The organism is Shewanella algae (genome assembly GCF_009183365.2).
Classification (GTDB): Bacteria; Pseudomonadota; Gammaproteobacteria; order Enterobacterales; family Shewanellaceae; genus Shewanella; species Shewanella algae.
In genome coordinates this window covers 1,244,018-1,257,324 of record NZ_CP068230.1, presented here as the reverse complement: position 1 = coordinate 1,257,324, position 13,307 = coordinate 1,244,018, and the positions used below count along the sequence as shown (strand labels likewise).

The following is a 13,307-nucleotide window of genomic DNA, read 5'->3' as shown; positions in this document are numbered from 1 at the left end:
TGTTGATCGACTATGCTTCTTCGCCAAACCAACAGATGTTGCGGGCTGCCATGATGAGCTCACCTGCTTTTTCTTCTGTCAATTCTTCAATTTCGATCAAATCGTCAATGCCTTGCTCGGCTAAATCTTCCAGAGTTATCACACCCATGCTTGCCAGAACGTAGGCCAGGTGGCGCTCCATTCCAGGCATGGACAACAACTCTTCACTCGGTTCGGCACCATCCAGTGCTTCTTCGGATGCCAGTGCACGGGTAGACAAGGCAGCCTTGGCGCGCTCACGCAATGCGGCAACTATGTCTTCATCAAATCCTTCGATGGCCAACAGCTCGGAAACAGGAACATAAGCCACCTCTTCCAGAGAGGTGAATCCTTCGTCGGCCAGCACCTGGGCGAAATCTTCGTCCACATCCAACGCACCCATGAACAGCTCCATCACTTTGGCGCTTTCGGCCTGATGTTTCTTGTTCATGTCTTCCACTGTCATCACGTTCAGTACCCAGCCGGTCAGCTGTGTCGCCAAACGAACGTTTTGACCATTGCGGCCGATAGCTTGTGCCAGACTATCGGCTTCGACGGCGATATCCATTGAGTGGTTATCTTCGTCAACAATAATTGAGGCCACATCGGCCGGTGCCATGGCGTTGATAACAAATTGTGCCGGGTTATCGTCCCAAAGCACTATGTCAACACGCTCACCACCGAGCTCATTGGATACGGCCTGTACCCGGGCTCCACGCATACCTACGCAGGCACCGATAGGGTCGATACGACGATCGTTTGATTTCACGGCGATCTTGGCCCGTGAACCTGGGTCACGGGCGGCGCCCATCACTTCGATCATCTCATCGGCAATTTCCGGTACTTCAACACGGAACAGTTCGATCAGCATCTCTGGCTTGGTGCGAGTCAGGAACAACTGAGCACCACGGGCCTCGGGACGCACTGCATACAACAGAGAACGTACACGGTCACCCGGACGGAAAGTCTCACGGGAGATCAGATCTTCTTTGAACAGCACGCCATCTGCGTTGTTGCCGAGATCAACCACTACGCTGTCGCGGTTGCTCTTTTTGACCACACCGGTAACCAAATCACCTTCTTTGTCGATAAACTGCTCGACGATTTGGGCACGCTCGGCTTCACGGACTTTCTGTACTATCACCTGCTTGGCGGTTTGAGTGGTGATACGGTCAAATTGTACCGAATCAATTTCATCCTCAATGAACTCACCAGGCTGGATCTCAGGGTTCTCATAACGAGCCGCTTCCAGAGTGATTTCACGGTAAGGGTTTTCCAACGCTTCACCGTTATCATCAACCACCAACCAGCGGCGAAAAGTCTCGTAGTCGCCGGTTTTGCGATCTATGGCAACACGAACATCGATATCGCCTTCATACTTTTTCTTGGTTGCGGTAGCCAGCGCAATTTCGAGCGCCTCGAAAATCTTTTCGCGCGGTACAGCCTTTTCGTTGGAAACCGCTTCAGCGACCAGCAAAATATCTTTATTCATCGTCTTGCCTCGTTCACCTTGAAACCATCAAAACTTAGCGATCAGGTTGCCTTTACGGATGTTATCCAAGGCAATAATCAAGTCTTTTCCATCCACTGTCAGGGTGAGCATCTGCCCGTCCACCTTAGTGATGGTACCTTTTAAGTTACGACTACCCGCTACCGGCATAGTCAGTTGAATCTTTGCTTCCTCTCCAAGGTACATACCATATTGCTCAGAGGTGAACAGCGGCCTGTCGAGACCGGGAGAGGAGACTTCCAGAGTGTATTCGGAAGTGATAGGGTCCTCGACATCCAGAATGGCGCTCGCCTGACGACTGGCATTGGCACAGTCTTCAATATTAATGCCGTTCTCACTGTCAATAAATAGCCGCAAGGTTGAATGCTTGCCGGCCTTAACAAATTCAATACCCCAGAGCTGGTAGCCTAAGCCTTCCACTGCTGGAGTAAGCATTTCTGTGAGTCTGGATTCTAATGTTGCCAAGGTAACCCCCGAAAAACAAAAAAGGGCTATTAATAGCCCCAGTATTGAGCTGCCGTAAAAGGCAGCAAATTTAAAAGTCCCAGATAACAAAAAACCCCGTAATCACGAGGTCATTATGTTCAAGAACCTGTAAACAGGATGAATTGTAGAGTAGCGCAATTCATCACTGGGAGCTGGTTGCGGGGGCCGGATTTGAACCGACGACCTTCGGGTTATGAGCCCGACGAGCTACCAAGCTGCTCCACCCCGCGTCAACTGCTGCAAGTTTACTGATTTCAGTTTTTACTTGCAATAACTGAGGAAAATTTCACATCCATTTCTCAGTTAAAGATTGGTGCCGAGAGCGGGACTTGAACCCGCACGACCGTTAGGTCACAGCCACCTCAAGGCTGCGCGTCTACCAATTTCACCACCTCGGCATATTCGGTATTAGTCTGGAATTTTGGTCTCAGACTGTTGGGTCTGTTCTACGTCAGGCCCCATAATGTTGGTTTCCTGCTTCACGTGATGTGCACTCATATTGCCGATAACCAGGCTGAGAGTGAAAAACGCGATAGCGAGAATCGCCGTTGTACGGGTCAGAAAGTTACCTGAACCTGCTGAACCGAACAGGGTTCCTGAAGCACCGGCACCAAAAGATGCGCCCATGTCAGCCCCTTTGCCTTGCTGGATAAGGATGAGTCCAACCAGACCCAAAGCTACCAACAAGTAAATAACCATCAGTACTTCTTTCATATTAAGCGCTCATTGCTATCGTACATAAACTCAAGAATTCGGTAGAGTTTAAGCTAGCACCGCCTATCAGTCCACCATCCACATCAGGTTGGGCGAATAAATCTGCAGCATTACTCGGTGTGACACTGCCGCCGTACAAGATCCTGATATTTTCCCCGATATAAGGGGACACTTCAGAGAGGCGATTGCGTATAAACGCGTGAACTTCTTGTGCCTGCTCCGGTGTTGCGCTCTTTCCTGTCCCTACAGCCCAAAGGGGTTCATAGGCGATGATCGCATTATCAAAAGCCATGGTACCGTTCTTTTCGATTACCACATCCAACTCCTCGGCAAGCACCTCGAAGGTACGTCTTGCTTCACGAGCCGGGCCCGATTCACCGACACAAAGTATCGGGGTCAAACCGTGCTTTTGAGCTGCGGCAAATTTCTCTGCCACTATATTACTCGTCTCACCGTACATACGGCGGCGTTCCGAGTGACCGATTATCACATAACGACAGCCGGCATCTTTCAGCATCCGCCCTGAGGTTTCACCTGTGTAGGCACCAAAATCGTGCTGACTCAGGTTTTGAGCCCCCATTCTAACCAGAGAACCGTTCAGGGTTTCTCTGTTAGTTTCGAGCAGTTGCCTTACGCTTTCCAGGTAAATTGCTGGTGGGCATAAAACCACTTCAACAGAATCATTATGTAGCTTGGTGGCAAACTTCTTGAACAACTCTTGCGCCAACTGCGCGCTGCCATTCATTTTCCAGTTGCCTGCTACCATTGGACGTCTGAGTGCCATCACCATCTCCTCTGAAAGCGGCGTGAATAATAGCGAACCACTTATTAACTTACAATACCTGATTACGGAATTTTTGCGATTTACTGTGTGTTCGGCTACTTTTTGCGCTCGCACTCAGTAAATCGCTCACAATTCCAGCTTAAGTCATTAATTTTACTTTGATTAAGCTAAAAAAGGCCAGTTTAAACCGCTTGTTTGACTGCGGTGGCAATGGTTTCGGCATGGGCGCGCACCTGGGCTTCATCGTCCCCTTCCACCATCACCCGGATCAAAGGCTCAGTACCGGATTTACGCAGCAGGACCCGGCCGCGCTCACCAAGTTGCGACTCAACCTGAGCCTGGGCGTCTTTCACCAGTTGTGATGCCAGCGGATCTGAGTTGCCTTCAAAGCGAACATTAATAAGGACCTGAGGCAACATCTTCATAGATTCAGTCAACTCGTCCAGCGAGGCGTTGTGACGACGCATGGCCGCCAGCACCAGAATACCTGCCACTATGCCATCACCCGTAGTACCATGATCCAGATTGAGGATATGGCCTGAGTTCTCCCCCCCTATACGCCAATCTTTCTCTTTCAGCAGTTCCATTACATAGCGGTCGCCGACTTTGGAACGGGCAAAGGGGATATTGAGCTGTTTGAGTGCCAATTCGAGTCCAAGATTGGACATCAGGGTACCGACAACCCCGCCTTTAAGAATGCCGCGCTTTTGGGCGTCGCAGGCAAGAATATAGAGGATCTGATCGCCGTCTATCACTTCACCCTGTCGATTGACCATCATGATACGGTCACCGTCGCCATCGAGCGCGATACCCAGATCGGCGCCTTCGCTGACCACGGTCTCACAAATCTTGGCCATGGAGGTCGCGCCAACCTGATCATTGATGTTGATGCCATTGGGTTTATCCCCTATGGTCACTACCTCGGCGCCCAGTTCGCGGAACACATTGGGAGCAATGTGATAGGTAGCGCCGTGAGCACAATCCACCACTATCTTGAGCCCGGCGAGGGTTTGATCCGCCGGGAAGTTACCTTTGCAATATTCGATATAACGACCGGCGGCATCATCGATACGGGAGACTTTCCCCAGCAGGTGCGACTCAACACAAACCAGAGGTTTTTCCAGCTCGGCTTCAATCTCCAGTTCCAGTTCGTCATCCAGCTTGCTGCCATCTGTGGAGAAAAACTTGATGCCGTTGTCATAGTAGGGATTGTGAGATGCACTGATAACGACCCCCGCCTCGGCGCGGAATGTTCGGGTCAGGTAGGCGACTGCCGGCGTCGGCATGGGCCCCATTAACATCACATTGAGTCCGGCGGCAGACAGGCCGGCTTCCAACGCCGACTCGAACAGATAACCTGAGATCCGGGTATCCTTGCCTATAATCACTTTACGGGTACCACTGCGGGACAAGACCCTACCGGCAGCCCAGCCAAGCTTAAGTGCCAGCTCCGGAGTCATCTTGCCCGCTCCAACCTTGCCGCGGATCCCGTCCGTACCAAAAAACTTTCTCACGCTCACTCCTACTGAGAACCATCTTTGAATGGTTATTCTATATACTGTAAACCTAATGCCGGCTGACCCGCCGGCCTGAAACCTATGAAGTCACGGCGCAGTCTTTATCCAAACTGCTTGGTTGCTGCCATGACCTTGAGTACATCGCTGGTCTCTGCAACATCATGTACCCGAATAATATGTGCGCCCCGCTGAGCAGCCAACATGGCGCCCGCCAGGCTACCTGCCAATCTGTTGTCGACACTGCGCTCAAGCAGATTTCCTATCATACTCTTTCGCGATAGTCCGATAAGTAAAGGCAGATCAAATTTTGCCAGCTCTTGCAAATGAGCCAGCAGATGATAATTGTGTTCCAGCGTCTTGCCAAATCCAAAACCCGGATCCAGCAATATTGCCTCTCTGGCGATCCCCGCATCAATACAGGCCTCAATGCGCTTGGCAAAGAAGTCATTCACCTCGGCAAGCAGATCCTCATAGTGGGGCGCATTCTGCATGGTTCTGGGTTGTCCTTGCATATGCATCAGGCATACAGGTACCTGCAGCTCAGCAGCGGCTTGTAGGGCGCCGGGCTCCTGCAAGGCCCGCACATCATTGATAAGGTGAGCGCCGGCATTGATACCGGCGCGCATCACTTCGGCTTTACTGGTATCCAAAGAGATCCAGATGTGGGGATACTTGGCGACAATATACTCCACCAAGGGAACAACCCGGGAAAGCTCCTCATCGACGCTGACATCGGCAGCTCCGGGCCGGGTGGACTCGCCGCCGATATCGATAAACACGGCGCCATCGGCCACCATTTGGTCGGCGTGGCGGCAGGCCAGTTCAAAGGAAGAAAAGCGGCCGCCATCGGAAAATGAATCCGGGGTTACATTGAGGATCCCCATTACCTTGGGCTCATCGAGTAGTAGTTTGTGAGCACCGGACTTTAGTTCAAACACTCTTTACTCCCTTACGCGTCAAGCGCGAGAACATCTTTATTGGATTTATTATTGTGCCTTCAGGCAGAAACAAGAAAACCCCTTGCGGGGTTTTCTTTTACCTCAGAGTAGGCTTATTTCAGTGGGCTCTCGCCGGGTTTGCCCAAATCTGCAGCAGTATCACTCGGCTCATGCTCTTCAACTTCAGTCTCTTCAGGCTTGGCACCTTTACTGCCATTATTGCCGTTGGAAGAGCCATTGTCGTCCAGCTGCCAATCGACCGGAGGACGCACTTCGCGGCGCTCCATCAGGTCCTCTATCTGGCGCGAGTCTATGGTCTCATACTTCATCAACGCATCTTTCATCGCGTGCAGTACGTCCATATTCTCATCCAGCAGTTGTTTGGCACGCTGGTAGTTGCGGTCAATGATGGCCTTGATTTCAGAGTCTATGATGGCCGCAGTCTCATCAGACATATGCTTGGACTTGGCCATGGAGCGGCCCAGGAATACTTCACCCTCTTCCTCTGCATACAGCAGCGGACCGAGTTTCTCGGAGAAGCCCCACTGGGTCACCATGTTACGGGCAATGGCCGTAGCATATTTAATGTCCTGAGATGCACCGGTAGAGACTTTTTCAGTGCCAAAGATAATCTCTTCGGCCAGTCGACCACCGTAGGCCACAGAGATCTTACTCTCCAGCTTCTGGCGGCTCTCACTGATGGCATCGGCTTCCGGCAGGAAGAAGGTCACACCCAAGGCCCGGCCTCGAGGGATAATGGTTACCTTATGCACAGGGTCGTGCTCAGGCACCAGATAGCCCACAATCGCGTGGCCGGCTTCGTGGTAAGCCGTCATCTCTTTCTCGGACTCAGACATCACCATGGAGCGGCGTTCGGCGCCCATCATGATCTTGTCTTTGGCACTCTCAAACTCTTCCATGGTCACCACACGGCGATTACCGCGAGCGGCAAACAGTGCAGCCTCGTTAACCAGGTTGGCAAGATCCGCACCTGAGAACCCTGGTGTACCACGAGCAATTACACTGGCTTTAACATCGTCACCCAAAGGCACTTTACGCATGTGCACTTTAAGAATTTGCTCACGGCCACGAACATCCGGCAGCCCCACTACAACCTGGCGGTCGAAACGGCCTGGACGCAGCAGAGCGGCATCCAATACGTCTGGACGGTTGGTTGCGGCGATAACGATAATACCTTCATTACCTTCAAAGCCATCCATTTCCACCAACATCTGGTTCAATGTTTGCTCACGCTCGTCGTGACCACCACCGAGCCCGGCACCACGCTGACGGCCAACGGCATCGATTTCATCGATAAAGATGATGCATGGAGCCGACTTTTTGGCTTGCTCGAACATGTCACGTACCCGGGAGGCACCGACACCGACAAACATTTCCACAAAGTCAGAACCTGAGATGGTAAAGAAAGGCACCTTTGCTTCACCGGCAATCGCCTTGGCAAGCAAGGTTTTACCTGTACCTGGGGGACCAACCATCAAGACACCGGTAGGAATACGGCCACCGAGTTTCTGGAATTTGGTGGGATCACGCAGATAATCCACCATCTCCTTCACCTCTTCCTTGGCCTCGTCACAACCGGCCACATCGGCAAAGGTAGTCTTAATCTGATCTTCGCTCATCAGCTTGGCTTTACTCTTGCCAAAGGACATGGCGCCTTTACCGCCACCGCCCTGCATCTGTCGCATAAAGAAGATCCACACCCCGATAAGCAGCAACATGGGGAACCAGGAGATGAAGATCTGTGTCAGGAAACCTGACTCTTCGGCTTCCTGCCCTTTCATGCGGATGCCTTTACGATCCAGGTCATTGATCAGATCCTGGTCATACAAGGGCATAATGGTGGTGAACTTTTCACCGGACTTTTTGACGCCTTCAATCGTACGTTGGTCGCTTTTCACTTCAACGTTACTGACTTGGCCGCTACGAACATCGTCCAGGAAAGTCGAATAATCCATCTTCTGCGCTGACGAAGAAGAGGGGGAGTAACCCTGGAACACGGACATCAGCACCACGGCGATGACCACCCAGAGAATCAAATTTTTTGCCATGTCACTCAATTACTGAACCTCACAAAGTCTTGAGATTTACTTCAATCAGGGTACTACAACTTGTACCCTGTCGCTACCAGATAGACCTCGCGAGAACGTGGCCTGGAGGAATCCGGCTTACGGGTTTTTACAGTCTTGAACGCTTGTCTGACTGCTTTCATATACTCGTCAAAGCCCTCCCCCTGAAAGACTTTAACAGCAAAACTACCATTGGCTGCCAACACCTGATGACACATATCCAGCGCCAACTCCACTAAATACATGGCTCTGGGCTGATCCACACCATCTGAACCACTCATATTGGGCGCCATATCCGAGAGCACCAAGTCAACCTTATCTTCCCCTACCCGGGTCAGCAAGGCCTCAAGGACTTTTTCCTCACGGAAGTCTCCCTGAAGGAAATCGACACCAACGATTGGGTCCATCGGTAAAATATCACAGGCAACCACTTTACCTTTTTCACCGACCAACTTGGCCGCCACCTGAGACCAACCTCCGGGAGCCGCCCCCAGGTCGACCACTGTCATCCCGGGTTTAATCAGCTGATCTTTTTGTTGCAGCTCCTCTAACTTGAACGCGGCCCGCGAACGCAGCCCCCGTTTTTGTGCCAATTTGACATAGTGATCATCAAAGTGTTCCTGCATCCAACGGGTGGAACTGGCCGTACGTTTCTTACCTGACATTCAAAATCCGCAACAAATGAGAGTTACACAAGGGCTATATGAGGGTAGAATAGCGGCTTTTCAACAGTAACTCAGCAAAAGTTGGTAGAAATGAACTTAACAACCAAACAGAAACAGCATCTCAAGGGCCTGGCACATAGCCTCAAGCCGGTAGTGCTGCTTGGTGCCAATGGCCTGACTGAAGGGGTACTGGCTGAAATTGATAATGCGCTCTCTCACCATGAGCTGATTAAAGTTAAAGTCGCCTCTGAAGACAGAGAACTGAAAGCCGCTATCGTTGATGCCATTGTCCGTGAAACCCAGGCAACCAAGGTGCAGCTGATCGGCCATGTTTTGGTGCTCTTCCGTCAATCCGAGGAGATGAAAATCGCTCTGCCCAAGGCCAGATAAGCCCTTTCCCCACAAAAAAGCCACCTTAACCGGTGGCTTTTTTGTTGCCATAATCCCATCGGCGCACACATTGTGGCGCCGGCGGATTAAATCAGTATTAATTGATGGGTTTCAATCAGGGTGTCTGGGTCACAGGCGTCACCCGATAATGCTCACTGGACAGTCCCAGCCATTCCGGCAGTGAAGTACCAACCGATATCGATGAGAAAGTACCGGTCAACACCCCGATAAACATGGCGATGGAAAATCCTTCCAAGGGGCCTCCGCCCATGATCCACAGTGCTGAAATAGTCATCAGGGTAGTACCGGATGTCACCATGGTTCGGGCAAAAGTGGCCGCAATCGCCTGGTTATTGATGTCTTTTACCGCCAACTTGGGTTTGGCAGCCAGCAATTCGCGGATCCTGTCGGCAATAATGATGGAATCGTTGAGCGAATATCCCAAAATGGCCAACACAGCCGCCAGCACCGTCAGGTTGAACTCCATCTGAGTGGCGGCGAAAAAAGCCAGCACAAAGATAACATCATGCACCAGAGCAAATATCGCACCGGACGCCAGACGCCACTCAAAGCGGTAAGAGAGATACCCCAGAATACACAGCATTGCCACCAGCAAAGCCAAGCCGCCCTGCTCGGCCAACTCCTGGCCGACCTGAGGCCCGACTATGCTGGTATTGAGCACTTCAACATGAGTGTTCATACCCGCCAGTACCTCCGGCAGTTCGGGCATGGTTTGCCCGGCACTTGGCGCTGCATAACGCAGCACCCAGCGTCCCGGCTCACCGGCAGCAATCAGGCTGACTTCCTGGCCATAGGCCTGCTGCAGCACAGGTTGCAGCGATTTGGAGCTGATTGAGCTGTCGATACGGATTTCACTGACCACACCGCCGGTAAAATCCAGCCCCCAGTTGAGCCCCTTGACGGCAATCACACTGATGGACACTATCATCAAAAACACGGAAACCGCGCTGCTGAAATAACGCCACTTGGTTGCATTTTTCATATTAATCATAATATTAAACCCTCACTTCGCGGCTAAAGTTCTTGCCATAGACCAGGTTAATAATCGCCCTTGAGGCAAAAATCCCGGTGAACATACTGGTCAACAACCCCAGCCCCAGCGTCAGCGCAAACCCCTGAATAGGACCATTACCTATGGCGTAGAGCACTACAGCAGTGATCATAGTGGTGAAGTTGGCATCGAAAATGGTGGAGAAGGCGCTGTCAAAGCCCTTGTCAATGGCGTGCGCCAATGCCCGCCCTTCACGAAGCTTGTCGCGGATCCGCTCGAAAATCAGTACATTGGTATCCACCGCCATCCCCACTGTCAGCACCAAACCGGCAATCCCGGGGAGAGTCAGTACCGCGCCGGGAATCAAGGCCAGCAAGCCAAACAGCAACACCATGTTAGCCAGCAACGCCAGGTTGGCGACCCAGCCAAGCCTGCGATACCAAAGCGCCATAAACACCAGGGTGATCCCCATGCCGAGCGCCAGGGCGGCAAAGCCGTTGTGAATATTCTCTGCCCCCAGCGTCGGGCCTATAGTGCGCTCTTCAACTATGGTGACAGGCGCAGTCATAGAACCGGCCCGCAGCAAAAGAGCCAGTTGCTGCGCATCCTGATAACTACCGGCGCCGGTTATCCGAAAACGCTCCGGCAGCACAGACTGAATGGTGGCGACACTGATAATTTCATTGCTTTGTACTGCCTTGCCGTTGGCATCGCGGCTGTACTCACTGTATGCCGTGGCCATAGGTTTGCCGATATGGCCTCGGGAGAAGTCGGTCATACGGCGGCCGCCTTCACTGTCCAGGGTAATATTGACCTCGGCAGTACCCATTTCACCTATGCCGGCACGGGCATCGACAATATGCTCGCCGGTCAGCACAGGTTTGCGCGCCACGGGTACAGGATTGCCGGACTTGTCCTTAATCAACATGGCGCCGGTGGCACTGTCCTTGACTTCATAGAAGGCCAGAGTCGCGGTCGCCCCTATCACGCTCTTGGCGGCAGCCGGGTCTTGAACACCTGGCAGCTCGATACGGATGCGGCTTTCGCCCTGACGCTGCACCAGCGCTTCGGTGATCCCCAACTCTTCGATACGGGTACGCATGATCTGCAGGTTTTGCTGCACTGTCAGGTTACGCAAATTGATTTTCTCAGCCTCAGTCAGCGCCAACTTGAGCTGACTGTTATTGCTGCTCACCTGCCAGAGCGGGTATTGCCTGGCCATAAACTGCCGCACCTCGGCGCGAGCCGCCTCTGGCATAACCACTGTCAGTTGCTCTTCAGCGCCCTGACGCACACTCAAGCCTCGGATCCCCTGCTCTCTGGCAAAGGCACGCAGGGCATCGGCCAGTGAACTTCCCTGGGTTTGATACACAGGGGTGATATCCACATCCAACAAGAATTGCACCCCGCCACGAAGATCCAGCCCCAACTTAATGGGTTCAAACCCCATGCCGAGCAACCACTCGGGCGCTGCCGGGCTCAAAGCCAGAGTGAGTTCAGCGGGATCTTTGGCACGACCGGCCAGCAAGGATTTGGCCAAAGTCTGTTGGCCTTCATCATTGAGAATAATCAGGGTTTGCTGATCTTTGCTGTCCAGGCGCTTGACTTGAATATCGGCCTTGGCCAGTTCAGAAACTATCTGGGTCGGAGATAAGTCCAGTCCGGCCTTTGGGGAAATCTGCACCGCGGCATCTTCACCATACCAAGTCGGCAAGGCGCTCAGCGCCATCACCACCAGGGTGACTACCAGTACCAGATATTTCCAGGCGCTGTAGTGATTAAGCAGTTTTTTAGGCTGGCGCCCGCGGCCATTACTCTTTAATAATGAGTCAGTTATCATATTTATGCTCTCTTTTCGACTCGTGGCTTAAGCCACATATCACAGTCGCAGCCATCCAATGAAGGAGTGACTGACAACAGATGAAGTGAAACCCGGACAGAAAAGCCCGGTAGAGAGCGTCAGGCGGCTTGCTGACTGAAGCGATAGCGGAGGTTGGCGTCTTTCCAGCCCCCAAGGCGCAAACCGGCTCCTGGGTGCTTTAAGGTCCAATACTGCTCAATAGGCAATTGCTCGGCAAAACCTATGCTGAGCACAGGCGCCGGTGGCATAGCGATTTCAAACGCCAATTCATAGGGTGGCTCGGCCACATCATGCGGAGCGGCCGTGCTGAGGCAGCGCTGGCTGGCTCCGGGCGCCGAATAGAGTTGGTCGCCCTGCTCGGAGCGCAGCAACTTGGATAAGTGAGACAGGGAAACCTTGCCATCCACCTTTTCTCTGTCGGCAGCATCATGCTTGCCAAGCTTATGATGCAGGGACTCCTGGGATTGGGGCTCTTGACCAAGAGACGCTGACAACACTGCAGAAGACGGCTCTTTGTCAGCATCTTGTTGCTGACTGAGCTCGGGTAAGGCTTGCTCAAACGCCTTCCAGGTTGCATCAGAGGCAATCCCGGAATACACATTGCCCAGCAGACCTATGGCGAGCAGCAGGGTAAAGAGGCGCATGATTCTCAGCAAGGTGTTATCCATAAACAGGGTTATTTGGGCGGATGCTAGTCTTTCAAGCCCTGACGGGCAAATTAAACTTTGTCCATCTTGCACAAAAAAGCCGCCCGGAGGCGGCTTGATAACGCAATCAGATATATTCGACGGCGACCACTTCATACTCTGCCAAGCCACCGGGAGTTTGGATGTTGACTTCATCCCCCAGATTTTTGCCGATAAGGCCACGGGCAATGGGTGAGTTCACCGAGATCAGGTTCTCTTTGATATTGGCCTCATCGTCACCGACAATGCGGTAAGTCACTTCGGCATCTGTGTCCAGATTCAGTATGGTCACAGTGGCGCCAAAGATGATCCGGCCATTGTTGGGCATCTTGGTCACATCAATGATCTGGGCATTGGACAGTTTGCCTTCGATATCGCGGATACGGGCTTCGCAAATGCCTTGCTCTTCACGGGCTGCATGGTATTCCGCGTTTTCTTTCAAATCCCCCAGTTCACGCGCCGCGGCAATTGCCTCGGTGATCTTGGGACGGCGATCAAACTTGAGTATATCCAGTTCTTTGCGCAACTGTTCTGCCCCAACCAGGGTCATGGGAACCTTGTTCATAATCTCTTTCGTCTCCTGTCAAACAAAAGCAGCCTCCGTCGGCCTAAGGCCAACAGAGACTCATTTTCCGGGTG

13 protein-coding genes and 2 tRNA genes are annotated in these 13,307 nt (G+C 52.4%); 1 reads left to right on the top strand and 14 read right to left on the bottom strand.

Annotation, left to right across the window (positions count from 1 at the left end):
* Positions 1–10: 10 nt before the first annotated feature.
* The 10 genes from nusA to rlmE form a co-directional block, all read right to left on the bottom strand.
* Positions 11–1,510 carry a transcription termination factor NusA gene (gene nusA / locus E1N14_RS05680; protein ID WP_028780659.1) on the bottom strand — a complete coding sequence of 500 codons (1,500 nt, stop codon included), beginning with the start codon at positions 1,508–1,510 and terminating at the stop codon, positions 11–13.
* 27 nt (positions 1,511–1,537) lie between these two features.
* The gene (rimP, locus tag E1N14_RS05675) at positions 1,538–1,993 is read right to left on the bottom strand and encodes a ribosome maturation factor RimP (protein WP_025009933.1); all 456 of its coding nucleotides are present in this window, start codon (positions 1,991–1,993) and stop codon (positions 1,538–1,540) included.
* A 174-nt stretch (positions 1,994–2,167) separates the two neighbouring features.
* Positions 2,168–2,244 (bottom strand) — tRNA-Met (locus E1N14_RS05670).
* Positions 2,245–2,325: 81 nt separating this feature from the next.
* Positions 2,326–2,412, bottom strand: a tRNA-Leu gene (locus tag E1N14_RS05665).
* Positions 2,413–2,422: 10 nt separating this feature from the next.
* Positions 2,423–2,728, bottom strand: coding sequence for a preprotein translocase subunit SecG (secG, locus tag E1N14_RS05660; RefSeq protein WP_025009932.1), 306 nt, complete (start codon positions 2,726–2,728; stop codon positions 2,423–2,425).
* 1 nt (position 2,729) lies between these two features.
* Positions 2,730–3,512, bottom strand: a complete 783-nt coding sequence (gene tpiA / locus E1N14_RS05655) for a triose-phosphate isomerase (protein ID WP_025009931.1) — start codon at positions 3,510–3,512, stop codon at positions 2,730–2,732.
* Positions 3,513–3,694: 182 nt separating this feature from the next.
* Entirely contained in the window at positions 3,695–5,032 is a 1,338-nt protein-coding gene (gene glmM / locus E1N14_RS05650) for a phosphoglucosamine mutase (RefSeq protein WP_025009930.1), read from the bottom strand.
* A gap of 98 nt (positions 5,033–5,130) precedes the next feature.
* Positions 5,131–5,967, bottom strand: coding sequence for a dihydropteroate synthase (folP, locus tag E1N14_RS05645; RefSeq protein ID WP_025009929.1), 837 nt, complete (start codon positions 5,965–5,967; stop codon positions 5,131–5,133).
* A gap of 113 nt (positions 5,968–6,080) precedes the next feature.
* Positions 6,081–8,045, bottom strand: a complete 1,965-nt coding sequence (ftsH, locus tag E1N14_RS05640) for an ATP-dependent zinc metalloprotease FtsH (protein WP_025009928.1) — start codon at positions 8,043–8,045, stop codon at positions 6,081–6,083.
* Between the two features lie 44 nt (positions 8,046–8,089).
* A complete protein-coding gene (gene rlmE, locus E1N14_RS05635) occupies positions 8,090–8,719 on the bottom strand; it encodes a 23S rRNA (uridine(2552)-2'-O)-methyltransferase RlmE (RefSeq protein WP_025009927.1) in 630 nt (209 codons plus the stop codon).
* A gap of 90 nt (positions 8,720–8,809) precedes the next feature.
* Here rlmE and yhbY point away from each other — a divergent pair, with 90 nt between their 5' ends.
* Entirely contained in the window at positions 8,810–9,109 is a 300-nt protein-coding gene (gene yhbY / locus E1N14_RS05630) for a ribosome assembly RNA-binding protein YhbY (RefSeq protein ID WP_025009926.1), read from the top strand.
* 115 nt (positions 9,110–9,224) lie between these two features.
* On the opposite strand, the gene secF is transcribed toward yhbY, so the two are convergent.
* The 4 genes from secF to greA all read right to left on the bottom strand — a co-directional run bounded on the left by secF (position 9,225) and on the right by greA (position 13,233).
* Entirely contained in the window at positions 9,225–10,121 is an 897-nt protein-coding gene (gene secF / locus E1N14_RS05625; protein ID WP_420877388.1) for a protein translocase subunit SecF, read from the bottom strand.
* Between the two features lie 4 nt (positions 10,122–10,125).
* On the bottom strand, positions 10,126–11,961 hold the full coding sequence (gene secD / locus E1N14_RS05620; RefSeq protein ID WP_062793364.1) for a protein translocase subunit SecD: 1,836 nt from the start codon (positions 11,959–11,961) through the stop codon (positions 10,126–10,128).
* Positions 11,962–12,080: 119 nt separating this feature from the next.
* A complete protein-coding gene (locus E1N14_RS05615) occupies positions 12,081–12,650 on the bottom strand; it encodes a hypothetical protein (protein ID WP_025009924.1) in 570 nt (189 codons plus the stop codon).
* Between the two features lie 106 nt (positions 12,651–12,756).
* Positions 12,757–13,233, bottom strand: a complete 477-nt coding sequence (gene greA / locus E1N14_RS05610; RefSeq protein ID WP_025887902.1) for a transcription elongation factor GreA — start codon at positions 13,231–13,233, stop codon at positions 12,757–12,759.
* Positions 13,234–13,307 lie beyond the last annotated feature (74 nt).

What these genes read in the sequence shown, in the direction of transcription:
- nusA (WP_028780659.1), bottom strand. Translation starts at nt 1,510, where the DNA reads ATGAATAAAGATATTTTGCTGGTCGCTGAAGCGGTTTCCAACGAAAAG.
- secG (WP_025009932.1), bottom strand. Translation starts at nt 2,728, where the DNA reads ATGAAAGAAGTACTGATGGTTATTTACTTGTTGGTAGCTTTGGGTCTG.
- tpiA (WP_025009931.1), bottom strand. Translation starts at nt 3,512, where the DNA reads ATGGCACTCAGACGTCCAATGGTAGCAGGCAACTGGAAAATGAATGGC.
- rlmE (WP_025009927.1), bottom strand. Translation starts at nt 8,719, where the DNA reads ATGTCAGGTAAGAAACGTACGGCCAGTTCCACCCGTTGGATGCAGGAA.
- yhbY (WP_025009926.1), top strand. Translation starts at nt 8,810, where the DNA reads ATGAACTTAACAACCAAACAGAAACAGCATCTCAAGGGCCTGGCACAT.
- secF (WP_420877388.1), bottom strand. Translation starts at nt 10,121, where the DNA reads ATGATTAATATGAAAAATGCAACCAAGTGGCGTTATTTCAGCAGCGCG.
- secD (WP_062793364.1), bottom strand. Translation starts at nt 11,961, where the DNA reads ATGATAACTGACTCATTATTAAAGAGTAATGGCCGCGGGCGCCAGCCT.
- E1N14_RS05615 (WP_025009924.1), bottom strand. Translation starts at nt 12,650, where the DNA reads ATGGATAACACCTTGCTGAGAATCATGCGCCTCTTTACCCTGCTGCTC.
- greA (WP_025887902.1), bottom strand. Translation starts at nt 13,233, where the DNA reads ATGAACAAGGTTCCCATGACCCTGGTTGGGGCAGAACAGTTGCGCAAA.